Below are 24,449 nucleotides of genomic sequence, written 5' to 3'. Positions count from 1 at the left end.
TTACCTTATGCATTATTCCGATGAGTCACCGGAACTCGAGGAGCTTCCGGTACCCGATTGTGAACTATCACTCGAAGAGCCCGAAGACGAACCATTCGATGTTGACGAACCATTACTCGACGACGAGCTGCTGGAACCCGACGAGCTCGAACGCGAAGAGCTACTCGAGGAACTCGTAGTGGAGTTCGTGGTCGTGGAAGTGGACGACGAGCTGGAATCCGACGACTTCTCATCGTCGCTGCTGGTGGTGCTGGACGTAGCGCCAAGCGCTTCTTTCTCATCGGACGTGAGCATGCGGTACTTCGGATTGCTCGCGCTGTTCATGACGAACTTCTCGGTATCGCTCTTCGAGATGAGCTGATTCAAGAACGAGCTGAAGACGCTCGTAGCGCTGTACGACGAACTCATCTGGCGCTCCTCGCGCGCACCCAGCCAAATGGCCACAGAATACTGAGGTGTGATGCCGCAGAACCAGCTATCGCGCCAATTCTGGCTGGTACCCGTCTTGCCGGCTACCGTCTGCCCCGAGGACAGCGCAGCTGCGGTACCCGTACCATTCGTCACAACGCCCTCCATGACCTTTTCCGTGGCATGGGCCACTTCCTCGGAGATGACGCGCGTGCCCGTGGTGTCGGCCTGGAAGATGATGTCGCCGTCGGAATCGACGATCTTTTCGATAGCCACCGCATCGCGCTTGATACCGCCCGAGGCAATAGTGGCATATGCACCGGCCATTTCGCGCACGGTAACGCCCTGCGAACCCAGCGTGATGGAGGGTACCGTTTCGAGATCGGTTTCGATGCCCAGGCGCGTGGCCATTTCGGCAACCTTATCGGGACCGAGCATGACGCACAAGCGCGCAAAACCCGTATTAGCCGAAATGGCAAAGGCACTTTCGATCGAGCGCGTGCCGTACGAGGCGCCATCGTAGTTTTCGACCGTCCAGTTATCGAGTGTGATTGGCGACGAGCAGTTCACGTACGTACTGGGATCGATGCCGTTTTCGATGGCCGCCGCAAGGGTAAACGTCTTGAACGCAGAACCGGGCTGTCGCGTACTCTGCGTAGCAAGATTGTATTCGTTCTCGTTGTAGTCTTTGCCGCCTACCAGGGCTTTGATGAAGCCCGTGTCGGGGTCGACCGCCACCAGGGCGACTTCCAAGTCGTCGTCGACGGCCTCTTCCTTTTCGGCACACGCGGCTTCGGCCGCTTCCTGCGCCGTTACATCAAGCGTGGTGTACACCGTAAGACCGCCCTTGAACACCTCGGCCTCGGAATAGTCTTCCAAAAGCGTCTGGCGTACGTAGCTGGTGAAGTACGGATACGCGTAAATGCCGTCATCGGATTCGTCTTCCGAAACGTTCAGGCCAAGCGGCTCGTTTACCGCCTCGTCATATTGCTCTTGCGTGATATAGCCGTTCGTAAGCATACGGTTGAGCACCGTGTTACGACGCGAGAGCGCATTGTCGGGGTAATTGATGGGATTGTTGTACGTAGGCGACTGGGGAATGCCCACGAGCAAAGCCGCCTGGGCAAGCGTGAGGTCGCTCGCGCTTACGGAGAAGTACTTCTTGGCAGCGGCTTCAATGCCGTAAGCACCCGAGCCGTAGTTAACGGTGTTCAGGTACATGAGGAGGATGTCGTCCTTCGAGTACATCTCCTCGAGCTTCAACGCGATGTATGCCTCGCGAACCTTACGTTTGATGGTCTGTTCACTTGCTTCGTCAGCAAGTACCGTATTGCGGACGAACTGCTGGGTAAGCGTAGACGCGCCTTCGGTGGAACCACCGAACAGGTTGTTTGCCAATGCACGGCCAATACCCAGAAGGTCGACGCCACTATGCTCGTAAAAGCGCACGTCCTCGGTGGCAACCGTGCCGTTGCGCACGAATTCGCTGATGTCATCCAAGCTGCTAACCGGTTCGCGATTCTCCACGTAGAACTCGGCAAGCAGCGTCGTGCCATCAGACGCGTACACGCGCGTTTTCTGGGAATAGTTATATGCCGAGGAATCGGCATAATCGGGGAGGTCTTCCAGCCACGATTCAGCTGCGGTGTATACCGCGATTCCGCCGACCACGACGAGCGCGAAGAGCGCGCAGAGAATGAACAGAAGCGGTGCGTATCGGCGTTTGTTCCTCGTACCGAGGCGTTTTTTCATTGCACGTGAGCCCATGTAACCTCCTGGTAAGCTGGCGCTATTCTACCATCTGCGTTTAGAAGCACGCCAAAGTACACAAGTAAACGTCAAGAGATACACGATGGGCGCCCCGCGAACATGCCGCAAGACGCCCCATACATGACGTGAATATGCTCTTGCGCCTACCCCAGAAGCGCAGCGTCGTGAGCCATGGTTTCTTCCACTGCCTGCATCTGCACGGCAACGGCCTGGGGAGACGTGCCACCCTCGGTAGTGCGGGCGCGCACGATGCTAGGCAGGTCGAGCTGTTCGGTGATGTCGGCCTCGAACAGGTCGCATTCGGCCTTGAAGTCGCTAAGCGAAAGGTCGTCGAGCTGGCAACCACGCTTTTCGCACAGCAATACCAAGTGGCCTACCACGGCATGGGCTTCGCGGAACGGAAGGCCCTTCTTCGCCAGGTAGTCGGCCACATCGGTAGCAGCCATATGACCCTTGCGCGCGGATTCCATCATGGCATCGGGGTGAATCTGCATCGTCTCGATCATGCCGCACATGCAGCGCATGGAATCGCATACCGTATCGAACGCATCGATAGCGCCTTCCTTGTCCTCCTGCATATCCTTGTTGTACGCCAGGGGCAGGCCCTTCATGACCATGAGCAACGACATAAGATCGCCCACGACGCGCCCCGACTTGCCGCGGATGAGCTCCGCGAAATCGGGATTCTTCTTCTGCGGCATGATGGACGAACCCGTGGAATAGGAATCGGACAGCGTGATGAAGCCGAACTCCTGCGTGGACCACAGGATGATTTCCTCGGCCAGACGCGACAGGTGAATCATGGTGACGCTGCAAGCGTACTGCAGGTCGAGCAGGAAGTCGCGATTCGAAACGGCATCAAGCGAGTTGGGCGTGACCTGCGAGAAGCCAAGCTCCTGCGCCGTCATGCGGCGATCGAGCGGGTACGTGGTTCCCGCCAGCGCCGCAGAACCCAGCGGGTTCACGTCGGCAGCCTGAAGAGCCGCGGCAATGCGGCCGAAATCGCGCTGGAACATCCAATAGTACGCAAGCATGTGATGAGCGAACAGAACGGGTTGGGCGTGCTGCATATGCGTATAGCCAGGCATGACGACTTCCGGATGTGCCTTCGCCTGATTCACGAGCGCCTGACGCAGGGCGAGATTGCCCCGCATGAGCTGAACGCAGAAGTCCTTCACCAACAGACGGGTGTCGGTAATGGTCTGGTCATTACGGCTGCGGCCCGTATGCAGGCGTGCGCCCGCGCTGCCAATGCGGCGCGTGAGCTCGCCCTCGATTGCCATGTGGATATCCTCGTCGTTGATGTCGAACACGAACGTGCCCGCTTCGATGTCGGCAAGGACGCCGGCCAATCCGGCGTCGATTTCCTGAGCGTCCTGAGCGCTAATGACGCCCGTTGCCGCGAGCATCTTCGCGTGAGCGCGGCTGCCCGCGATATCCTGCGCGTACATGCGCTTATCGACGGGAAGCGACGCGCCAAAGCGCTGCGTGAAATCGTCGACGCCTTCTTCGAACCTGCCTGACCAGAGTGCCATGAAACTACCTTTTCTCGTTATTCGACCTACGGGGCGGCGGCGAGTTTGCGGACCGCCGCACCACGAGAGAGCGCGCCTGGAGCGCAGCTGCTCATACGCAAGACGAAATGATTAATCCTCGTCGATGATATGGGGCTGGCAAACGCTCGTGGAATCGTTCAGCGCGCCCATTTTAGCCCTATTGGCAGCCCAGTTGCGCGCGGACAGACCGTTGATCTCGAGGAAGCCAGCAGCAGCCTTGTGATTGAACGTGTCGCCCTCGGAATACGTGGCCAAAGAGGGGTTGTACAGCGAGTACTCGCTCTTGCGGCCGACCACGGTGCAATTGCCCTTGTAGAACTTCAGCTTCACGGTACCCGTCACGCACTGCTGCGTGTTCGCCATGAACGCGTCGATAGCCTGCTTGAGCGGGCCAAACCACTCGCCGTAGTACACCGAAACCGCCCACTTCTGCTCGAGATCGAGCTTGGCGTGCAGCACCTCGCGCTCGAGGCAGAGGTCTTCCAGGCCCTTATGAGCCATGATGAGCGCCAGAGCTGCGGGGCACTCGTACACTTCCCTGCTCTTCAGGCCCACGAGCCTGTTCTCAACCATGTCGATGCGGCCATAGCCATTCCGACCGGCGATTTCGTTCATGTCCATGACGATGTCCTTCATGGACATCTTCTTGCCGTTGATGGCTACGGGAACACCCTGCTCAAAGTCGATGTCCACATACTCGGGAGCATCGGGGGCATCCTGCGGGTCGACCGTCATGGTGTAGATGTCCGCAGGAGGCTCCGCCCAGGGGTCCTCGAGGATGCCGCATTCGATGGCACGGCCGAACAGATTATCGTCGATGGAATACGGAGAGGCCTTGGTGGTGGGAACTTCCACACCGTGAGCGGCCGCCCATTCCATTTCCTGGGGCCTGGTGTTGAACTCCCAGTCCCTTACCGGAGCGAGGATGGTAAGCGTGGGGTCGAGCATGGCGATGCTGTTCTCGAAGCGCACCTGGTCGTTGCCCTTGCCCGTGCAGCCGTGAGCCACGTACTTTGCGCCATACGTATGGGCGGCCTGCACCAGATACTTTGCGATAGCGGGCCTGGACAGGGCGGAGAGCAGCGGATACTTGTTCTCGTACATGGCGTTCGCCGCAATGGCCTTCGTAAGGAAGTTGTCGGCGAAATCGTCCCGCATGTCCGCGACGATGCAGTCGATAGCGCCCATGCGCAGGGCCTTCGCCTTCACCTTTTCCAGGCCGTCATGCTCCTGGCCAACTTCGCCCACAACAGCGATGACGTCGAGGTTCATGGCAACCTGAAGCCACTTGATGCAGCAGGAGGTGTCGAGGCCACCCGAGTACGCGAGAATAACTTTTTCCTTGGTCATGACAATCAATCCTTTCGCAGCTTTCGCTGCATATATTCATTTTTTTGAATACGATTTGAGTGCTACCTGGGCATACGGGTAGCTAGAGTGCATAGAAGGCAGCGATATGCCTATGGCTATACAGGGGATGGAGGCGGGCTTTCAGCCCAAACAGAAGTAGACGACTAACGTCGTCGGAGACCGTCGAGCTCGGCCTTGATGTTCAGAGCATCTTCGGGCGTACGAGCTGCGATCATGATGGTGTTGTCGCCGGCAACGGTGCCGAGCGAACCATTGAGGCCAGCGTTATCGATGGCGCCAGCGACGCCTGCAGCGCCACCCGGGAAGGTGCGCACGATAACCAGATAACCAGCCGTGTAGACTTCTTCTACCAGTTCAACAACCATGTGCTGAAGACGCATGTCTTCGGGGAGAACGTAGAAGCCTTCCTTGGATTTAAGCAGTTCCATATCGGTGATGTCGCGGGAAATGGTAGCCTGCGTGCAGTCATGACCAGCTTCCTGGAGCTTTTCAGCCAAGTCGCGCTGCGTACGAATGTTATTATCGCGAACGATTTCGCGAATAACCTCGTGCCTTTGAGTGCGCTTCTTCATGACTTCCTAATTCACCTAAAATGAAAATTTACGTTGCCTATATCCAATAATACTAAGCATGTTGCGCTTAAGTATGCATAAAACACGACTTCAAACGCAACATGCACGTACTTTAGCAGAAAAAAGTAACCCTAGCCACAAATCTGCATAATCACGCCTAGTTTTTCCATAAGCGTGTCTATTTCCTGCTCAGAGCATACCAAGGGAGGCAGGAAACGAAGGGTATGCAGGCCCGTGGCATTCAGGAGCAAGCCTTGCGCAAGGCCACTTTGAACCACCGCAGGAGCTTCGAGCGGCTGGGCGATATCGCATGCAACCATAAGGCCCCTACCCCGCACCTGCGTAACGGCGGGAAGCTGCGCCAGACGTTCCTTCAGATAGGCGCCCACGCGAGGCACGCTTTCCGTGAATGTGCCCGCGGCAAGCTCGCTCAGCGTGGCGCAAGCAGCGGCGATGGCCAGGTTGCTGCCGCCAAACGTAGAGCCATGGTCGCCGGGATTGAACGCGTCGGCCACCTGGGCACGAGCAGCGCATGCCCCCATGGGGAAACCGTCGGCAATGCCCTTGGCGATAGACACGATGTCGGGCTGGATTCCCATCTGCTGGAACGCGAACGGCGTGCCCGTACGATAGACGCCCGTCTGCACTTCGTCGGCGATCATGAGCGCACCCACTTCACGGCACAGCTCCTGCGCAAGCTGAAGATATTCCGGTTCGCAGGGATGCACGCCGCTCTCGCCCTGAATGGGCTCGAACATGAATGCGCAGATCTCTGAACCCAGCTGATCGAACATAGCGCGCAGAGCCTGAGCATCGTTGGGCTTCACGTGCACGAAACCGCCGGGCAAGGGCTGGAAGCTCTCCTGCTTGGCAGGCTGGGCCGTAGCAGCAAGCGTTTCCATGGTGCGGCCATGGAAGCTACCGTCGAGCGTGACGATGGTGGTGCCGCCATTTCCCTTTACGCGGGCATAGAGGCGAGCAAGTTTCATCATGCACTCGTTCGCTTCGGCGCCCGAGTTCGCGAAGAACGTCTTCCACTGTTCGGCGGATGCGCTTTCGCCCGCAGGCACATAGTTCAACGCATCGGAAAGGAGCTTTGCCACTTCCCCACGCTTTTCGATGTAGTAGTAGTTGCTCACATGCATGAGCTTGCCAGCCTGTTCCTGCACGGCCGCGACCACCGCAGGATGGCAATGCCCCAAGCTGCATACGCCAATGCCGCCGATGAAGTCGAGATAATCGCGACCGGCATCGTCTGCAACGTGCATGCCCTGACCTTCCACCAGGCAGACGGGCTTGCGGGCGAACGTACCCATCACGTATTCGGACTCAAGCTGCTTCTGTTCCTCCAGAGACATGGATTCCTCCTTGGATTGCGTTATTGATTAACCGAAAGCTTGGAAGCGAACGCGCCCAGCGGATGCATTTCCCGTTCGTAGCTTTCCTCGGTTCCGTGAATGACCGTGCCCACGCCCGTGTTGGTAAGCAGCTCGAGCAAGAGCGCATGGGGCGTTTTGCCATTGATGACATGTGCGCGCATGACGCCCGCATCGAGCGCATCGATGCAGCTCTTTAGCTTGGGAATCATGCCCGTGTCGATAGAGCCGCTCTGGACCATCGCGCGCGCCTCGTCGCGCGTCATATTGGAAATGAGCGAATCGCGATTCGGGTAGTCGTAATACACGCCATCGACGTCGGTGAGGGCAATGAACTTATGCGCCCCGATAGCGCCAGCAATAGCTCCAGCCGCCACGTCGGCGTTGATGTTGTAATAGCCACCGTCGAGGCCCTGGGCCACGCCAGCCACCACGGGAATGTAGTCCTTTTCGATGAGCGCGTTCAGGTATTCAACATTCACCTGCACGATTTCGCCCACGCGACCGTACTCCGGCGCAAGCTGACGGGCGACGATGGTACCGCCATCACCACCGGATACGCCAACGGCCAGGTTGCCGTGTTCGTTCAAATCGCGCACGAGATTCTGATTGACCTCGCCTACGAGTACCATGCGCACGACGTCCATGGCTTCGGGCGACGTAACGCGCAGGCCATCCTTGAACTCGACGGGAAAGGCATAGCGCTCGAACGCCTTGTTGATGGCCTTGCCACCGCCATGCACGAGCACGGGGTTCAGGCCAATGATCTTCAGCAGGACGATATCGCTCATGACCTTCGCGCGAAGCTCGGGGTCTTCCATGGCGCTGCCACCGTACTTGATGACCACGGTCTTGCCCGTGGCTTCCTTGATCCAGGGAAGCGCCTCGGCCAGCGTTTCCGCATCGGCGTGCAGATTGGCACGCAGCTGAGTGTCCTTCGCAAACTTCATGAGCGGTAATCTCCGTTGATCGTAATGTATTCGTGCGTGAAATCGCAGGTCCAGACCGTGGTAGCGGCATCGCCCGAGCCCAGGTCCACATCGATGACAATTTCGGGCTCCTCGAAGCGCGCGAGCGCCTCTTCCTCGCTGAACTTCACAGGGAGGCCTGCCTGGCACACCGGCATGCCCATGATGGCAATGTTGACGTCTTCCTGTTGGAACGCGGCATGCGTCTTGCCCGCAGCCGCGGCAATGCGGCCCCAGTTGGCATCATGCCCATAGATGGCCGTTTTCACCAAGGGCGAATTGGCGATGGAACGAGCGACTTCGTCGGCATCGGCATTGTTCGCCGCATCGGAAACGTTCACCGTGACCAGTTTGGAAGCGCCTTCGCCATCGCGAGCCATATCGCGGGCAAGCCACGTGCACACGGCAAGCAGAGCGCTGCGGAACTCGGCCAGCGCCTGCGAATCCTGAGTGAATTCGGCCATGGCAGATGGAGCAGCTTTACCACTGGCAAGCAGAAGGCACGTGTCATTGGTGGAAGTGTCGGAATCGACGGTGACCTTGTTGAACGTCTGGTTCACCACGTCGAGCAGGACCTGATGGGCAACGGGGCCCGACAAGGGAGCGTCGGTGGTGATGCACGAAATCATGGTAGCCATGTTCGGCATGATCATGCCCGAGCCCTTCGCCATGCCGCCAACGGTGAACGTGACGCCCTGGAGCCCCGGAGCGGAGCTTACGTAGCTGACCGCGTATTCCTTGGGATGCGTATCGGTGGTCATGGTGGCGCGCGCGGCATCATGACCCGATTGGGCGGACGCCGATGCGCTTTCATGCAGCTGAGCCGCGTAATTCTTGTACGGCTCCATGGGAAGCTGAACGCCAATGACGCCCGTGGAGGCCACAAGCACGTCGTCTTCGGCGCAGCCTACCGCACCCGCCACGATACGCGCCGACTTGCGCGCACGGCGCAGGCCTTCGGGGCCCGTGGCGGCATTGGCAATGCCCGAGTTGATAACGACAGCGCGAGCCATGCCATACCCACGGTTGCCCAGGCGAGCCTTGCACACCTGAACGGGAGCCGAGCAAAACACATTCTGCGTGAACGTGCCAGCTACGACGCACAGCTCGTCGGCTTCCAGCAGGGCCACGTCGTAGCGCTGCGGGTTCTTGCGGAAGCCCGCATGCAAACCCGCCGCACGGAAGCCCGCGGCGCTTACCACGCTTCCGTCTTCAATGGTGCTAAGTTCAATACAATCCATGATTTGCTCCTACACGGGAAGGGCCACAGACGAAAGGCCTTCGCCCTCTGACAGCCCAAATACGATGTTTGCGCACTGAATAGCCTGGTCGGCTGCACCCTTGCCTAAATTGTCGATGGCGCACGTAACCACCAGGCTGCGCGTTTCCGCACGATAGCCCACGCCAATATGCGCATTGTTCGTGCCCGCAACGCTACTGGTGTGAGGCTGGCTGCCCAAGGGCAACACCGTCACGAACTGGCTCGCAGCGTAGAAATCGGCATACAGCTGATGCGCCACCTGAAGCGTAAAATCGCTCGCGGCAGAAGCCACCTGCATGCTGACCGTGGAGAGAATGCCGCGATTCATGGGCACCAGGTGCGGGACGAACATAACGCGCCCCGGAGCCGAGAGAATCTGCTCGATTTCAGGTGTGTGACGATGCGTTCCCACGCCGTACGCCTCCGCGCCCTGGCTAGCATGGCAGTAATGCGTACGCGACGAAGGCTTCTTGCCCGCACCTGTGACGCCCGAGACCGCGTGAACGTTGATGACGCCCTCGACGATGCCGGCATGCACCGCGGGAAACGCGGCGAGCGAACTGGCCGTGGGATAGCAACCCGCACACGCTACCAGCGCGGCCTTGCCCTGCGCGTGAAGCTGGGCGGCCTGCTGCAGTTCCCCCGCTGCCAGCTCGGGCAAGCCAAAGGCAGCCTGGGCAAGCAGCTCCGTTGACGTATGGGGCACGCCGTACCACTTCTCGTAGAGGTCGGGATCTTTCAGGCGATAGTCGGCGGAAAGATCGATGACCGTAACGCCGGCGGCGATGAGGCGCGGCGTGACCGCAAGCGAAGCCGTATGCGGAACGGCAAGAAACGCAACGTCGAGCCCTTCGAGAGCAGGGTCATCGTGACGGGAGAACGCAATGTCGGTAATTCCCGCGAATGCCGGGTACACACTTGCAAGCGACTGCCCCGCATCGGAATCGCTCGTTATAATGCTGAGTTCGAATGAAGGATGCTCGATGATTCGTCGGACGAGTTCGACCCCCGCGAACCCCGCTGCGCCAACTACGCCAGCTTTAAAAACCATTCTTGAACCTCCTTCATTATGCAAGATTTTTATATATTTGCACTGTTTTATGCAGTGTGGGGAATATAGCACAAAGTCCAGGAGTGTTTTTCGTCGCCACGGAGTATTCACCGAGTATGCGCAAAGGAGGGGACAAGGTACCCATTGTGCGTAAAGTACGCTAGACTTAGCCACCATGCGGGAACGAAACCCGCACCCCAGACAGAAAGGATGCCCCATGAGCAACGAGGGCAAGCGCGTTAAAGTGCATTACGTCGGCACGCTCGACGATGGTACCGAATTCGACTCCAGCGTAAAGCGCGGCGAACCCATTGAGTTCACGTGCATGGCTGGCCAGATGATCCCCGGTTTCGACGCCGCCGTAAAGGACATGGAAAAGGACGAGACCAAGACGGTTCACATCCCCGCTGACCAGGCCTATGGCGAACGCGACGAGCAGCTGGTGCAGAAGGTCCCCGCCGACCAGATCCCCAACGCCGACCAGCTTCCCGTTGGCCAGACCGTGTATATGCAGGGCCCTGGCGGCCAGCCCTTCCCCGTGAAGGTCGTTTCCATGGAAGACGGCATCGTGACGTTCGATATGAACCACGAGCTCGCCGGCCAGGCGCTGAACTTCGAAATCACCCTCGTGGAGATCTGCGACTAGGCGCATAGCGACACAAGCAAGAGGCGGCGCAGAGCCGTCCCATTCAAGGCGCTGGAAACCCCAGCGCCTTTTCTATGCCCCAATGCAAAACGCCCTGCCCCCGTGATGCGGGAGCAGGGCGCACAAGGCGTATGGAACGGTTCGCTAGCTGCGAACTTCAGCGCCCGTGGCAGCGCAAACCTTCTTGACCAGGCGATTATGGGCCTTCTCGATTTCCTCACCGGAAAGCGTATGGTCGGCCGCGCGATATTCCAGAGCAAAGGCCATGGACTTCTTGCCAGCACCCAGGCGCTCTTCGTCGCGATACACGTCGAACAGATGCGCGCTGCCCAGCAGCTTGCCACCAGCGCTCGTCATGCACTGCATGAGCCTCTCGCACGTCACGGCCTCGTCAACCACGAATGCCACGTCGATGGACGCAGGCGGGAACTCGGGAACGGCCTCGGTCTCACGCTCGAAGCGGGCGACCTTCACCAGGGTTTCCAGGTCGAGCTCGAAGGCAACCACGGGGGCATTCGCCTCGAAGGCATCAGCAGCCAGGGGATGGATCTCGCCAACCCAACCAACCTGAGCGCCACCTGCCTGCAGCTCTGCCGCACGGCCCGGCTGCAGGAACGGAGCAGCTTCCGCGTCAAGCGCCTTGAAGCGAGCCTTGGGCAGCGCCAGCTCACGAACGATGTTTTCCAGAATGCCCTTACCGTCGAAGAAATCAAACGGGCGCGCTGCGACATTCCAGCCATCAGCCGTCATTGCACCCGCAAGCACGCAGGCGATCTTCGTACGCTGACGGGGCAGCTTGCGACCCTCGTGGGCAGCAAACACATTGCCCACCTCGTACAACTGGATGTTGGCAACGCCATGGTTCTGGTTGTAGGCAACGCTACGCAGCAGACCGGGGATAAGGCTCTGACGCATGACCGACTGGTCGGCGTTGATGGGATTGATGAGCTCCACGGCCTCCTCGCCCTCGGCGGGAACCATGCGCAGGCGCTCCATGTCCGTGGGGTTGGCGAACGCATACGTCTGCGTCTCGTTTACGCCGCTAGCGCGCATCGTGAGATGCAGCTTCGCCGTAACCTGCTCTTCCCAGGTGCGCTTGCCAATGCGGCCACGACCGCCAGGCAGCGTGCCGGGCACCTTTTCCATGCCATAGAGGCGCAGGGCCTCTTCGTAGAGGTCGATTTCGCGCTCGAGGTCGGGGCGGAACGTGGGCACGGAAACCGTGTACGTCTCATCCTGGGAAAGCGCGACCGCACAACCCAGGCGCTCGAGGATGTCGACGGCTTCCTCGGCAGGAATGTCAGCACCCATCATCTGACGGCAACGGTCGTGACGATACGTAAGGGTGTGGGGTTCGGTCTTCTGAAGCCACTGGTCGACCAGGCCTTCCGAAACCTCGCCACCGCAAACCTGGGCAATGAGCGCAGCGGCGAAATCGGCGTTGCGGGCGATAGTCGCATTGTCGACGCGACGCTCGTAGCGCATGCTCGATTCGCTGATGAGGCCCAAGTTGCGGCTCGTGCGGCTGGTATGCGCGGGGCTGAAGGTGGCAGCCTCGAGCAGCACCGTGGTGGTTTCCTCAGAGACTTCGGTTTCCAGACCGCCCATAACGCCAGCAAGCGCAATGGCGCGCTCGGGCGTAGCGATGACCGTCATGTCGTTGGTGAGTTCGCGTTCTTCGCCGTCGAGCGTGGTGAGCTTCTCGCCATCTTCGGCAGCGCGCACAACGATGTGAGCCTTACCGCTGGCGGCAACCTTGTCGAAATCGAACGCATGCAGCGGCTGGCCCAGCAGGAACAGCACGTAGTTGGTAATGTCGACGACGTTGTTGATGGGGCGCGCACCAGCAGCGGTAATGCGCTCCGCCAGCCATTCGGGGCTGGGACCCACCTTCACGTTGCGAATGACGCGGGCCGTGTAGCGCGGGCAGCGAGAAGCATCGGCCACTTCGACTTCCACCAGGGAATCGGTAGCCGGAGCAGACTCGACAAGCTCGAAGCCCTCAGTAGCGTCCTTCACGGGCACACGATACATGGCGCCCATCTCGCGCGCCATGCCCTCCATAGAAAGGCAGTCGGGGCGATTCGGCGTGATCTCCAGATCGAGCACGCGATCGGACAGGCCGGCGTACTGGGCGTAATCCATACCCAGGGGCGCGTCTTCGGGCAGGATGATGAGGCCGTAGTTATCGCCCTCGAAGCCCAGGTCGCGCGGACCGCAGTTCATGCCCATGCTCACTTCGCCACGCAGCTTGCTCTTCTTGATCTTGCCCACGGGGAGCTCTGCGCCAATCATGGCAACGGGAACGCGGTCGCCCTCGTTGAAGTTCTGCGCGCCGCAGACGATCTGCAGGGGCTCGGGCTCGCCCTGCGCATTGACATTACGCTCGCCCACGTTCACCTGCGTGATGAACATATGATCACTGTTCGGATGGGGCACCTTGCCTACGATTTCGCCAATGTAGACGCCCGTAAAGCCGCCAGCGCGCTCTTCCACGCCCTCGACGCCCGTGCCCGTAAGATCGAGCTTGTCGCACAGCGCCTTCGTATCGGCGGGCACGTCCACGTACTGCGACAGCCATTTCAAACTTACTTTCATGTGCATCTTCCTTTACCAGAAGCAATCACGTTTACTTGTTTTGGGAACGAAAGTCCGATGACTCCCCTTCCGCTACCTTGCCAAGCACTCCAGCCCGGCAAGCCGAAGGCCCGAAGGGCCAAGCGGGACCCAAACCCCGCACCCCGCGTAGCCGAAGACCCGCAGGGCCGAGCGGGATCCGAACCCCGCGCCCGCAAAGGCGAAGGCCCGCAGGGCCGAGCCGGATCGGAAACCCCGCACCCCGCGTAGCCGAAGGCCCGCAGGGCCGAGCGGGACCAAACAACCCCGCGACCCGACTGCCGGAGACTCCGGCAATTCTAGCGAGCGCGAGAGGCCCGACGGGCGAAGGGAGTTGGCTATATGCCCAACGACCGTAGCCCGGAGCGCCTCTCGTGCCGCTAGAATTGACGGAGGAAGCGCATATCGCCTTCGAGGAGCATCCTCAAGTCAGGCACGTTGTACTTCAGACATGCGATGCGCTCGACGCCCATGCCGAAAGCGAAGCCGGAATACACTTCGGGGTCGATGTCGGCATACCCGAATACGTTCGGGTCGACCATGCCGCAGCCGAGCACTTCCACCCAGCCCGTGCCCTTGCAGAAGCGGCAGCCTTCGCCATGGCAGATGCCGCAGCTTACGTCGGCTTCCGCAGAAGGCTCGGTGAAGGGGAAGTAATGCGGGCGCAGACGCGTCTTGCGGTCTTCGCCGAACATCTGCTTGCAGAAGTAATCGATGGTGCCCTTCAGGTCGCCAAAGGTGATGCCCTTATCGACTACCAGGCCCTCGATCTGGTTGAACTGGGGAAGGTGGCTGGGGTCGGCCACGTCGCGACGGTACACCTTGCCGGGAGCAATGATGTAGATGGGCGGCTTCTGCTGCTCCATCACATGAGCCTGCACGCCACTGGTCTGCGTGCGCAGGAGAACGTCGCTCTCGCCACGCACAGCCGCGGTGTCGCCGGAACGATCCACCACGTAGAAGGTGTCCTGCATGCCGCGCGCCGGATGGTCGGCGGGCGTGTTGAGCGCTTCGAAGTTGTAGTAGTCGCTCTCGACTTCGGTGCCACTGGCCACCGAATAGCCGATGCCCATGAAGATATCGGCGATCTCGTCGGTAATGCGGCTGATAAGATGACGCGTGCCTACCTGCTGCGCGCGACCGGGAAGCGTGATGTCCACGGCGCCCGCTTCCATCTTCGCCTCCAGTTCGGCGCGGCTCAGGTCTGCCTTCTTCGCCTCCAGGGCGCCTTCTACCGCATTGCGCACGACATTGAGCGTCTTGCCCACTTCAGCACGCTGCTCCTTGGGCACCTGGCCCATGCCACGCAGATAGCCCGTCAGGCTACCCTGCTTGCCCAGAACGCTCACGCGCACCTGCTCGAGCGCCGCCGTGTCGGAAGCAGCTTCGATTGCCGCCAGCGATTCGGCTTGCAGGGCAACGAGTTCATCAACGACTGCCATGCATGTCTCCTTTCACGAAACGAGCCCCTTCCCATCCTTGCTTCCAAGGACGAGAAGGGGCTCTCGCGGTACCACCCTGGTTGGCGGACATGCTGCCCACCCACTTGTACGCCCGATAACGGAGGCTACCGGCATGACCTACTTGCGTGCGCGTTCACCCATGCGGCTGGTAAAGGGAATCACCGCGTATGCTGCCGGGCCCTTTCAGCCAAGGGGCCCTTCTCTGCGTTCGCACGTACCGCGGCGCTGTCTTCGTCATAGCCTTTGGTATTCATTTGTGCATCGCAGTGTAGCGCATTACGCGAACGAGTTGCATCCCCTTTCACAAAAGAACGAGAGGGCATCGCAATATGCGCCATATGGAAAGGGCGACATGCGAACATGCATGCCGCCCTTTCACGGGAGGGGTTTCCCCAACGCGTTGATACGCGGTGAGAACTATTTATACGGCTTACGCCTTGGCCAGGTCGTGACCCAGCAGGTAGCCGTAGGTGATGCAACGGCCATGATTGTTGCCAGCCACGTTGATGGGGTAGTCAACGGCGTTCACGTCGCCCATCACGTTGCCCAGGCAGTACAGGCCATCGATGGGAGCGCCATTTTCGCCCAGGCACTGGAAGTCGGTGTTGACCTTCAGGCCGCCCGTAACGGTGAGCAGCGCGGGACCAACCTTCAGAGCATAGAAGGGCCCCTGCTTCACGGGCGTGAGGAAGACCGGCTTCTTGTAGTAGTCGGTGTCCTCGCCCGCTTCGCACATGCCGTTGTAGCGCTCGACGGTAGCGGAGAACGTCTTGGCATCGCAGCCGATCTTCTTGGCCAGCTCTTCCAGCGTATCGGCCTGATATGCCATACCAGCCTCGATGTACGTGGGGATCTGGGTCTCGAAGTATGCGGGAGCCAGGGAAAGGTCGCTGCCATAGGGGCGGAAGCTATCCCAGAACATGCCGCCACCATAGGGAAGGCCGTTCACCAGGTCGGTCTGCCAGTTGGCGTCGAAGATCGACCAAGCCTCGCCGTTGGGCTGGCGGTTGATGGCCAGGGACTTGCCCTGTACCCAGGTGTCTTCGCACATGAAGCGCTCGCCGTTGTCGTTCACGAACAGGAACGGGCCATGGAACCAGCAGAACGCCTGCGGATGCATCATCGTGGGCAGGGGCAGATCCTGCAGCTGAGCGCCAGCCCACATGCCCATCTTGTGGCCGTCGCCCGTGTTCACGCCCACCGGGGTGTACTGGGAACGATCGAAGCCGTAGTCGATGCAGATGGGAGCATAGGCTTCGCACATGTCGCGATTGCCGCCGATGTCACCGGTGCACAGGACGGTCTTCTTGGCGACGTACTGCACGTAGCCTTCCTTGGTCTTGCAGATAGCACCCGTGACCTTGCCGCTCTCGGTAACGAGCTGTTCGGCCGGGGAATCGAACACGAATTCCGCACCCGCCTTCACGGCGTCGTTGTAGAGGAGCTCGGCACCCACGAAACCCGTGGACTTCATGCCGCTGCCTTCGGGAGCCATGACCATGTGATAGCCAGGCTGCTCGGCGTATACGTCGTCATGGCTGTAGAATGCGCCAACCATGACGGAGCAGCCAGCTGCCTCTGCCTTGTCGAGGAGCCAGTTGCTGGCTTCCTCGGAATTGTTGAAGAACTTCACGATGAGGTCTTCGTTCGCGCGGCTGGCGCACTGAGCGATCCAGTGCTGCTTGGCGTTGACCTTGTCGACCTTGATGCCCAGCTCGTCCAGGTAACGGGACTTGATGGCACCAAAACCGCCACCACGGCCGTTCCAGCTGCTGGTCTTTTCGACGACGGTTACCTGACCGCCCTTTTCGGCTGCGGCGCAAGCGCATGCGCAACCGGAAATGCCAGCACCGATAACCAGGATGTCGGTGTTAACCGTCTTGGCGATATCGGTAATGGGCTCGGGAGCAGTTTCCCACTCGTAGCCGCTCGTGGCGGAACCCGCCGTCGCAGCAGCCTCTTCGCTGCGCGACTTCGTGTTGCCGCATCCCGTGAGAGATGCCGCGGCGGCAGCAACGCCCGTAAGCGCCGCGCCGGTCAGAAAACCGCGACGAGAAATGTCCTTCGTCATATATTCCCTCCTATGTCGGAAAAGCGCAGGGGCCTCCCGCCGATGCGCATGCCGCTCCCCGCGGCACGCCCTGAATCATAGGATCGGCGCATATACAAAACTATGGGCTAGAGCAGCCCATTCCCAAAAATGAACCGTTTCGGCCCATAGGCCATTGCGTGAATTGGGCCCTCTTTACGCGCGCGTGGGGTAGAATGTGCCCCACGCGACAGCGCGCGGACGGGAGGGACGCCCGCGAGAGATCGATTATCTCCGTCGCAAGGGAGGAATGTATGGCACCACGCCCACGAGCGAATGGATCGCTCCTAACGTTTATCGGACTTGGCTTCTGGCAAGCATGGTGGATGATCGCCATGTGCTCGAACATGCTTCCGCTGCATAACACCGAAGGATCGGGACCCCTCGCCTTCGTGATGGTGGCCACCGCGCTGGGATACCTTGCCGTGGCCTTCCTGCCCAAGAAGATCATGCCCTTGGTGGGCAATATTCCGTGCTACGGCGTGTGCGCATTTCTCGCCACGGGCGGTTCGCTGGGCCTCGTTGCGGCCGGCTTGCTTTCAGGAACGTCCGCCTACGTAGTGTTCGTCGCAAGCGTCATCTGCTTTTCGCTAGGCAATGCCCTGCTGCTGGCCATGTGGGGCGAATTCTGGAGCACGCTGGCCATGGGCCGCGTCGCACGGTGCCTCATGGCGTCCTACGTATTCGCATTCGTGCTGTTCTTCGCCGTTCTAAGCGTTCCCAACGCCCTGGGTGCGCCGCTGCTGGCCATCATGCCCACCGCGTCGCTTCTGGTCCTGTACCTTTCGCGCAACGAACCGAAACGCGAAGCAGCGCAAACCCAGTTCGAGATGGAGTCGAAGCCGTCGGCATTCATCTTCGTACCCTTGGTGCTGCTGAGCATCGTCTGGGGTACGACCCAGGCGATCTTTCCCTATCTGGATACGCAAGGCGGGGGAAGCATCGGCGCATCGGCCCTGGCAGCAGGGCTTCTCCTGGCCGCCGTGCTCGTTTCCACCATCGTGTTCCCGCCCTCCATCGAGCCCGTGGCGCTCTACCGCATCATCGTGCCCTCCATATCGTGCGGCTTGATCATGATCGTAATCGCACCCGAGCTGATGGCCAACGTGGGCAACGGCCTGGTGATGGTGGGCATCTATGCACTCGACATGCTCGTCATGCTCGTATCCACCGACCTAGCATTCCGCATGCGCAAGCCACCCGTACGCTATTTCGCACTGGCCGTCTTTGCCACGCGCATCGGCACCGCCGTGGGAACCATAGCCGCACACGAGATGATGGTCTACCTGCTTACCAACGGTGACTGGATGCACGACACCATCCTCACCTGCGCAATCATTGCCATCATCGTTGGCTCGCTCGTGTTCACGCAATCCGACCTCATGAAGCTATACCGCACGCTTCCCGTGCACGCCGCCACCGTTTCGCTTGACGAGCGCTGCGAAAACATCGCCCAAGCGTTCGGCCTTACCAATCGCGAAAGCGAAGTGCTCAGGCTGCTGGCACGCGGCCGCAGCATTCCCTACATCGCCAAGGAACTGGTCATTGCCAACGGCACGGTGAAACATCACGTATCGAACTTGTATCGCAAGATTGGCGTATACGACCGCCAGAGCCTGCACGACGTCATCGAGCAGGGCGCGAAGCAATAGCGCTACTCACGCGCTGCGTTGATGACCTCCAGGAAGTCGGCGCCATAGCGGTCGGCCTTCACCTGGCCCACGCCGCTCACCTCCAGCAGTTCCGCCTCGTCATGGGGCATCCTGCGACACATATCGTGAAGCGTGTGGTTGCTGAATACCACGTAGGCGGGAATGCCCGCTTCCGCAGCAATGTCGGCGCGCAGCTCCTTGAGTTTGCGGAAGAGCTCGGGGTTGGCCGGAGATTCGGCATATCCCCTGTTGCGGGGCGTACCCACCGGACCCGGACGTCCTTCGCGCATGCGTTTGCGGTCGCGATCGAGATCGTTTTCCTTGGGAACCTTCAAGCTGAAGCGCTGATGGCTGCGCAGGAATTCCGCCGACTGCGGCGTGGCCTGCACCACCTGGAACTGCCCATCGCGAATGTCGACCTGAGCCAGAATGCCGCGCTCGACGAGCGCATCAAGGATGAACCGAATGTGACGCGTGCCCTCATCGCGCATGATGCCATACGTGGAAAGCGTATCGAAGCCGCCAAGCGTCATCTTCTGAGCCTTCGAACCACGCAGGATGTCGACGATGGTGCTCTTCCCCACCGTACGGTTCCGTTGCTGCAGGCGATACACGCAGCTGATGATCTTCTGCGCTTCGACCGTAACGTCGCGCTCTTCGAACTGCGTCTCGCAATTGCCGCAGCTCCCGCAATACCCTGGGGCTTCCTCGTCAAAGTAGTTCAAAATGAACTTGCGCAGGCAATCCTGCGTGGTGGCGTAGAACGTCATCATCTTCAGGCGGCGCTTTGCGCGCTTGAGCAGTTCGGCACGCGTGGGGCCATCGATGCCCGGCTGCTCGCCATATCCCGCGTTAATGAGGAACTCAGCCGTTCGCACGTCCTTGGGCGCGTACAGCAGAATGCAATCGGCGGGCTCGCCATCGCGGCCCGCACGGCCGGCTTCCTGGTAATAGCTCTCCAGGTCGAGCGATATGTTGTAGTGAACGATGAAGTTCACGTTGCTCTTGTCGATGCCCATGCCAAACGCATTCGTGGCCACCATGATCTGGGCGCGGTCGTACACGAACGCCTCCTGGTTGGCGCGGCGTTCACGATCGCCCAGGCCGGCATGGTAGCGCGTGGCGGAATACCCCCAGCTATTCAAGGTATCGCACACCTCTTCCACCGCCTTGCGAGACATGCAGTAGACAATGCCCACCTGGCCTTCGTGCTCTTCCACGATTTTGCGCAGCATGCCGTCCTTGCTCTTCGGACCGCTGGAACCCGTGGGACGCTTCACCGAGAAATGCAAGTTAGGGCGATCGAAGCTTGCCGTGATCTGCAGGGGATCGCGCAGCTGCAGGCTCTCGCGAATATCGTCACGCACCTGGCGCGTAGCCGTGGCAGTAAACGCCGCCACGACGGGACGCGTGGGCAGCTCTTCCACGAACGAAGAAATGTGCTGGTAATCGGGCCGGAAATCCTGCCCCCACTGGCTGATGCAATGCGCCTCGTCGATGGCCACCAACGCTGGCGGGCACTGGGCGCAAAACGCTCGGAAGTCATCGCGCGACAGGCGCTCGGGGGCAATGTAGAGCAGGCGAACGAGACCCGCTTCCACGGCCTTCAGGGTATCACGTTGGGCAAGCGGAGAAATGGAGCTGTTTACGAATGCCGCTGCAATGCCCGCCTGCTCCAGGGAATTCACCTGGTCTTTCATAAGCGATATGAGGGGCGATACCACTAGGGCATACCCACCCAGGCACACGGCAGGCACTTGATAGCACACGCTCTTGCCCGCACCCGTGGGCATGACGGCCAGCACGTCGCGCCCCGCCATGATGGCATGCACGATCTCGGCCTGGTTGGGGCGAAACGCGTCGTACCCGAAATGGCGCTTGAGAGCCGCTTCGGGCGTAATACCTTGCTGATTGGCGGGCATGCGCAACTACAGGTCGAACGAACGATAGAAGCAGCTGTTCTGGCCCGTATGGCATGCGGGACCCGCAGGCTCCACCAGGGCAAGCAGCGTATCGGCATCGCAGTCATAGCGCAGCTCCACGAGCCTCTGCACGTTGCCGCTCTCTTCGCCCTTGTGCCACAGCTTGTTCCTGCTACGCGAAAAGAACCAGGTCGTACGCTCGTCGAGGGTACGCTGCACCGTTTCGGCGTTCATCCACGCCATCATGAGCACGTCCTTCGTGGAGGCATCTTGCACGATGCAGGGAATGAGCCCCGCCTCGTTATAGGTGAGGTCGGCCACGTTGAGCGCGTCGATTTCCTTGTTCACGGCATGCCTCCTGCATTCTGGTTCGCACTTGGTATACATGAAATACAACGGCCGGGGCGCATGCGCAACCCCGGCCGTGCAATCTCTATGCGAGCCTACTGATTATCGTCGGCCTTGTTGGCTGCCAGCATCTGCTCGAACATGCTGGAAGTCTGGTTGAAGTCGTTGGGAAGGACCACCGTGGAGGAATTGCCCTTCTTGGCGAACTCGCCCATCATCTCGGCCCACTGGGTGAACAGGAACAGCTGATTGGCCTCGGTCGTGGAAACGCCCGATTCGCGAATGACGTCAAGCGAACCGGCAATGCCCTCGGCGATGGCCTTACGCTGCGCAGCAATACCGCGGCCAGACTCCTCCATGGCCTGGGCCTGGGCCTGAGCCTCGACGACGACCTTGATGCGGTCGGCATCGGCCAGCGCCTGGGCGGCTTCCTTCTCGCGCTGGGCGGAATTGATCTTGTTCATGGACGCTTCCACGTCGGCGGGAAGGCCAATGGACGTAATGAGGGTGCTTACGAGGTCGTAACCATAGCCAACCATACGCGCAGCCACCGTGGTGTTCACGTCAGCGGCGATGCTGTCCTTGTTATCGAACACGGCGTCGAGGTCGTAGTTCGGGATGGCGGAACGCAGGGCGTCGGCGATGTAGGCGCGCATCTGGTCTTCGGGGTCGGCCAGCATGTAGTAGCTGCGGAACACGCCACTCTGGGTGGGATCGGCACCGCGATCGTAGTTCACGTGGTACTGCGCCGCCACCGTCATGGTGATGGTTACGTTGTCCTTCGTCTTGCCATCGATCTGCATGGCCGTCTGACGCGTGCGAAGGTCGACCTTCGACGCAATGCGCTCCACGAAGGGGATCTTCACATGCAGGCCGGGCAGGGCCGTGCGGTTGAAGCGCCCGAAGCGCTCGATGATGTATTCCTGCTGCTGCTGAACGACAAAGATGCCGCTGAGGAACAAGAGCAGGAAGACGAAAGCGATAAACACAAAGGGAAATAGAACTGCCACGGGTGCTCCTTCAATCGAAAAACGTTCGCATCATCATACCGCAGAACGATACTCCCATCAGGTGGTTTTTCGGGGCTCGCAACCCGCATGCGAAGCGAGCCATTCGAACATATGCGCTCTTAGCCGAATCCATGCATGGACATACGTTCCATGGTAAAGTGGGACCTACATAGATTCATTGAGCAGGCCATATGACTCGCACTTCAAACGCACCTATCATCCATGGCATCAAAGCGACCCTGGTCGTGGTCGCGCTTGCATTCGTATTCGCTGCCACCACTTCCACCGCATGGGCCAGCCAGGAGGACGGCCTGGAAAACAGCTGGCGCTACTCCGACGGCGAGCTCATTGGCGCCTCCGACGACGATGGCGCGTTCGATGTAGGCGAAGTTTCCGGCCTCACCGCGCAGTCCACGTCTCCCGACTTGGTAAAGTTCGGCATCGATGTAAGCCACCACCAGAAGACGATTGACTGGGCCAAAGCCAAGTCACGCGTGCGCTACGCCATCGTGCGCTGCGGCTGGGGGCACAACACCTCAGCCCAAGACGACAGCCAATGGGCTAACAACATTCGCGGCGTCCGACAGAACGACATCCCCTTCGGCGTATACATCTACTCGTATGCCACGAACGCCACCGAAGCACGTGACGAGGCGCAGCACGTCCTGCGTCAGCTCCGTGAGCAGGGCATTACGTACGAGGAACTCTCCCTGCCCATCTATCTGGACATGGAAGACAACACCACCAATGGCCTGAGCAGAAGCACCTATGCGCAAATCGTTGACGCATTCCGCGAGGAGCTGCAGAGCAACGGCTACTGGGAAGTGGGCGTATATGCAAGCTGCTCGTGGTGGGCCGACAACCTTTCCGAAATCGATATGGGCAGCGACTGGATGTGGATCGCCCGCTATTACAGCAAGGACTACTACACGCCCGGACAAGACGGCTACGCCACCACGCCCTTCGGCGGCAAGTTCAGCAGCCTGGCGAGCAATGGCTGCGGCATCTGGCAATACAGCTCGATGGCCCAGCTTCCCGGCATTCCGGGCAACACCACCGACGTGAATGTAGCCGATCTAAACATGCGATTCCTGCAGGGCAACTATGCCTCGGGCACCATGTTCCGCCTGTACAACCCGAACTCGGGTGAGCACTTCTACACCGCAAGCCAGCACGAGGCCGAATTCCTCACGTTGGCTGGATGGAACTGGGAAGACAAGGGTTGGGTTGCCCCCACGTCGGGCAGCGCCGTCTATCGCCTGTACAACCCGAACGGCGGAGACCACCACTACACCCTTTCGGCCGAAGAGAAAAACCATCTCGTGAGCCTGGGCTGGCGCTATGAGGGTGTGGGATGGTATAGCGCAGGCGAGTCGGGAGTGCCCCTGTACCGCCAGTACAATCCCAACGCCAAGTCGGGCGCGCATAACTTCACCACGAGCACGACCGAACGCGATATGCTCGTGCGCCTAGGCTGGCACGACGAAGGCGTTGCCTGGTACGCCAAGGCGAAATAGCACGCCAACGCAACACGCAAGCGAAGGGCAGGCCCAATGGCCTGCCCTTTTTCATGATATGCATGTATTGAACCGCGTGGCTACAGGCGTACGTGAACGCCCTGGGAGCGCAGATACTCCTTCACCTGGCGCACCGTATACGTGCCGAAGTGAAAGACGCTCGCAGCGAGCACGGCATCGGCTTCGCCTTCGATGATGCCCTCGGCAAAGTGCTCGAGCGTGCCCACGCCACCACTGGCTATGACGGGAATATCCACCGCGCGCGCAATGGCCCGCGTAAGAGGGATATCGAAGCCATCCTTGCTGCCATCGCGGTCCATGCTGGTAAGCAGAATCTCGCCCGCGCCACATGCGGCAACCTTCTGGGCCCACTGCACGGCGTCGATGCCAGTGTTCTTGCGCCCGCCATGCACGTACACTTCCCATTTGTTGGGGTTGCCCGCCACCTGCTTGGCGTCGATGGCGCAAATAATGGCCTGGCTGCCAAACGCCGCAGCCGCACGCGTAATGATCGTGGGGTCTTCCACCGCTGCGCTGTTCACCGACACCTTGTCGGCTCCCGCCGCAATCATCGTGCGAATATCCTGAACGGTGCGGAAGCCGCCACCCACGCAATACGGCAAGTGCAGCTCTTCGCTAGCCCTGCTGGCCAGCGCCACCGTAGTGGCACGCCCCTCGTGCGTGGCCGTGATATCCAGGAAAATGACCTCGTCGGCCTTCTGCTCGTCGTAACGCTGGGCAAGCTCGATGGGGTCGCCCGCATCGCGCAGGTTCACGAAGTTCACTCCCTTCACGACGCGTCCGTCTTTTACGTCCATGCAGGGAATCACGCGTTTCGCCAGCATGTCGCTCC

At 60.1% G+C, this 24,449-nt stretch carries 18 protein-coding genes; 3 read left to right on the top strand and 15 right to left on the bottom strand.

From position 1 onward, the window contains the following. Window positions 1-12: 12 nt before the first annotated feature. From AAY81_RS01870 to argC, 8 genes are all read right to left on the bottom strand, one after another. Window positions 13-2,160 (bottom strand): transglycosylase domain-containing protein, encoded by a 2,148-nt coding sequence (locus tag AAY81_RS01870; protein ID WP_066660705.1) that lies wholly within the window; start codon window positions 2,158-2,160, stop codon window positions 13-15. Between the two features lie 161 nt (window positions 2,161-2,321). Further along, window positions 2,322-3,713, bottom strand: a complete 1,392-nt coding sequence (gene argH / locus AAY81_RS01865) for an argininosuccinate lyase (protein ID WP_066660702.1) — start codon at window positions 3,711-3,713, stop codon at window positions 2,322-2,324. Between the two features lie 111 nt (window positions 3,714-3,824). After that, on the bottom strand, window positions 3,825-5,084 hold the full coding sequence (locus AAY81_RS01860; RefSeq protein WP_066660699.1) for an argininosuccinate synthase: 1,260 nt from the start codon (window positions 5,082-5,084) through the stop codon (window positions 3,825-3,827). A 164-nt stretch (window positions 5,085-5,248) separates the two neighbouring features. After that, entirely contained in the window at window positions 5,249-5,677 is a 429-nt protein-coding gene (locus AAY81_RS01855; RefSeq protein WP_066660696.1) for an arginine repressor, read from the bottom strand. Window positions 5,678-5,808: 131 nt separating this feature from the next. Further along, window positions 5,809-7,035: an aspartate aminotransferase family protein gene (locus AAY81_RS01850; protein WP_066660693.1), complete on the bottom strand. Its 1,227-nt coding sequence runs from the start codon at window positions 7,033-7,035 to the stop codon at window positions 5,809-5,811. Window positions 7,036-7,055: 20 nt separating this feature from the next. Then, the gene (gene argB / locus AAY81_RS01845) at window positions 7,056-8,003 is read right to left on the bottom strand and encodes an acetylglutamate kinase (RefSeq protein WP_066660691.1); all 948 of its coding nucleotides are present in this window, start codon (window positions 8,001-8,003) and stop codon (window positions 7,056-7,058) included. Next, window positions 8,000-9,262, bottom strand: coding sequence for a bifunctional glutamate N-acetyltransferase/amino-acid acetyltransferase ArgJ (argJ, locus tag AAY81_RS01840; RefSeq protein WP_066660688.1), 1,263 nt, complete (start codon window positions 9,260-9,262; stop codon window positions 8,000-8,002). Before argJ ends, argB begins: the two co-directional genes overlap by 4 nt. 9 nt (window positions 9,263-9,271) lie before the next feature. Next, a complete protein-coding gene (argC, locus tag AAY81_RS01835) occupies window positions 9,272-10,333 on the bottom strand; it encodes an N-acetyl-gamma-glutamyl-phosphate reductase (RefSeq protein WP_066660685.1) in 1,062 nt (353 codons plus the stop codon). 217 nt (window positions 10,334-10,550) lie between these two features. Between argC and AAY81_RS01830 the strand changes: the two genes are divergently transcribed. Continuing rightward, window positions 10,551-10,979 (top strand): FKBP-type peptidyl-prolyl cis-trans isomerase, encoded by a 429-nt coding sequence (locus AAY81_RS01830; RefSeq protein WP_066660682.1) that lies wholly within the window; start codon window positions 10,551-10,553, stop codon window positions 10,977-10,979. A 144-nt stretch (window positions 10,980-11,123) separates the two neighbouring features. Here AAY81_RS01830 and pheT read toward each other — a convergent pair whose 3' ends face one another. The 3 genes from pheT to AAY81_RS01815 form a co-directional block, all read right to left on the bottom strand. After that, window positions 11,124-13,577 carry a phenylalanine--tRNA ligase subunit beta gene (gene pheT / locus AAY81_RS01825; protein ID WP_066660679.1) on the bottom strand — a complete coding sequence of 818 codons (2,454 nt, stop codon included), beginning with the start codon at window positions 13,575-13,577 and terminating at the stop codon, window positions 11,124-11,126. Window positions 13,578-13,975: 398 nt separating this feature from the next. Beyond that, window positions 13,976-15,037: a phenylalanine--tRNA ligase subunit alpha gene (gene pheS / locus AAY81_RS01820; protein WP_066660677.1), complete on the bottom strand. Its 1,062-nt coding sequence runs from the start codon at window positions 15,035-15,037 to the stop codon at window positions 13,976-13,978. A gap of 451 nt (window positions 15,038-15,488) precedes the next feature. Continuing rightward, a complete protein-coding gene (locus AAY81_RS01815; protein ID WP_066660675.1) occupies window positions 15,489-17,129 on the bottom strand; it encodes an FAD-dependent oxidoreductase in 1,641 nt (546 codons plus the stop codon). Between the two features lie 272 nt (window positions 17,130-17,401). Here AAY81_RS01815 and AAY81_RS01810 point away from each other — a divergent pair, with 272 nt between their 5' ends. Then, complete coding sequence (locus tag AAY81_RS01810) at window positions 17,402-18,799, top strand: helix-turn-helix transcriptional regulator (protein ID WP_066660673.1); 1,398 nt, start codon at window positions 17,402-17,404, stop codon at window positions 18,797-18,799. 2 nt (window positions 18,800-18,801) lie between these two features. Here the strand turns inward: AAY81_RS01810 and recQ are convergent, their stop codons facing one another. The 3 genes from recQ to AAY81_RS01795 all read right to left on the bottom strand — a co-directional run bounded on the left by recQ (window position 18,802) and on the right by AAY81_RS01795 (window position 22,079). Continuing rightward, window positions 18,802-20,721, bottom strand: coding sequence for a DNA helicase RecQ (gene recQ, locus AAY81_RS01805; RefSeq protein WP_066660671.1), 1,920 nt, complete (start codon window positions 20,719-20,721; stop codon window positions 18,802-18,804). 6 nt (window positions 20,722-20,727) lie between these two features. Continuing rightward, a complete protein-coding gene (hisI, locus tag AAY81_RS01800; protein ID WP_240480608.1) occupies window positions 20,728-21,069 on the bottom strand; it encodes a phosphoribosyl-AMP cyclohydrolase in 342 nt (113 codons plus the stop codon). A 95-nt stretch (window positions 21,070-21,164) separates the two neighbouring features. Next, a complete protein-coding gene (locus AAY81_RS01795; protein ID WP_240480607.1) occupies window positions 21,165-22,079 on the bottom strand; it encodes an SPFH domain-containing protein in 915 nt (304 codons plus the stop codon). A gap of 191 nt (window positions 22,080-22,270) precedes the next feature. Here AAY81_RS01795 and AAY81_RS01790 point away from each other — a divergent pair, with 191 nt between their 5' ends. Continuing rightward, on the top strand, window positions 22,271-23,596 hold the full coding sequence (locus AAY81_RS01790) for a glycoside hydrolase family 25 protein (RefSeq protein WP_066660663.1): 1,326 nt from the start codon (window positions 22,271-22,273) through the stop codon (window positions 23,594-23,596). 80 nt (window positions 23,597-23,676) lie between these two features. Here the strand turns inward: AAY81_RS01790 and hisF are convergent, their stop codons facing one another. Beyond that, window positions 23,677-24,441 (bottom strand): imidazole glycerol phosphate synthase subunit HisF, encoded by a 765-nt coding sequence (gene hisF / locus AAY81_RS01785; protein ID WP_066660660.1) that lies wholly within the window; start codon window positions 24,439-24,441, stop codon window positions 23,677-23,679. Between the last annotated feature and the right edge of the window lie 8 nt (window positions 24,442-24,449).

It is taken from the genome of Denitrobacterium detoxificans (genome assembly GCF_001643775.1).
Lineage (GTDB): Bacteria > Actinomycetota > Coriobacteriia > Coriobacteriales > Eggerthellaceae > Denitrobacterium > Denitrobacterium detoxificans.
Note: the sequence above shows the minus strand (reverse complement) of the source record. Positions and strands in the feature narration are given on the sequence as shown.

Coding starts and splice junctions, on each gene's coding strand:
- AAY81_RS01860 (WP_066660699.1), bottom strand. CDS start 5,084: ATGACCAAGGAAAAAGTTATTCTCGCGTACTCGGGTGGCCTCGACACC.
- argH (WP_066660702.1), bottom strand. CDS start 3,713: ATGGCACTCTGGTCAGGCAGGTTCGAAGAAGGCGTCGACGATTTCACG.
- AAY81_RS01830 (WP_066660682.1), top strand. CDS start 10,551: ATGAGCAACGAGGGCAAGCGCGTTAAAGTGCATTACGTCGGCACGCTC.
- AAY81_RS01850 (WP_066660693.1), bottom strand. CDS start 7,035: ATGTCTCTGGAGGAACAGAAGCAGCTTGAGTCCGAATACGTGATGGGT.
- argB (WP_066660691.1), bottom strand. CDS start 8,003: ATGAAGTTTGCGAAGGACACTCAGCTGCGTGCCAATCTGCACGCCGAT.
- argJ (WP_066660688.1), bottom strand. CDS start 9,262: ATGGATTGTATTGAACTTAGCACCATTGAAGACGGAAGCGTGGTAAGC.
- recQ (WP_066660671.1), bottom strand. CDS start 20,721: ATGCCCGCCAATCAGCAAGGTATTACGCCCGAAGCGGCTCTCAAGCGC.
- AAY81_RS01815 (WP_066660675.1), bottom strand. CDS start 17,129: ATGACGAAGGACATTTCTCGTCGCGGTTTTCTGACCGGCGCGGCGCTT.
- pheS (WP_066660677.1), bottom strand. CDS start 15,037: ATGGCAGTCGTTGATGAACTCGTTGCCCTGCAAGCCGAATCGCTGGCG.
- hisF (WP_066660660.1), bottom strand. CDS start 24,441: ATGCTGGCGAAACGCGTGATTCCCTGCATGGACGTAAAAGACGGACGC.
- AAY81_RS01810 (WP_066660673.1), top strand. CDS start 17,402: ATGGCACCACGCCCACGAGCGAATGGATCGCTCCTAACGTTTATCGGA.
- AAY81_RS01870 (WP_066660705.1), bottom strand. CDS start 2,160: ATGAAAAAACGCCTCGGTACGAGGAACAAACGCCGATACGCACCGCTT.
- AAY81_RS01790 (WP_066660663.1), top strand. CDS start 22,271: ATGACTCGCACTTCAAACGCACCTATCATCCATGGCATCAAAGCGACC.
- pheT (WP_066660679.1), bottom strand. CDS start 13,577: ATGAAAGTAAGTTTGAAATGGCTGTCGCAGTACGTGGACGTGCCCGCC.
- argC (WP_066660685.1), bottom strand. CDS start 10,333: ATGGTTTTTAAAGCTGGCGTAGTTGGCGCAGCGGGGTTCGCGGGGGTC.
- AAY81_RS01855 (WP_066660696.1), bottom strand. CDS start 5,677: ATGAAGAAGCGCACTCAAAGGCACGAGGTTATTCGCGAAATCGTTCGC.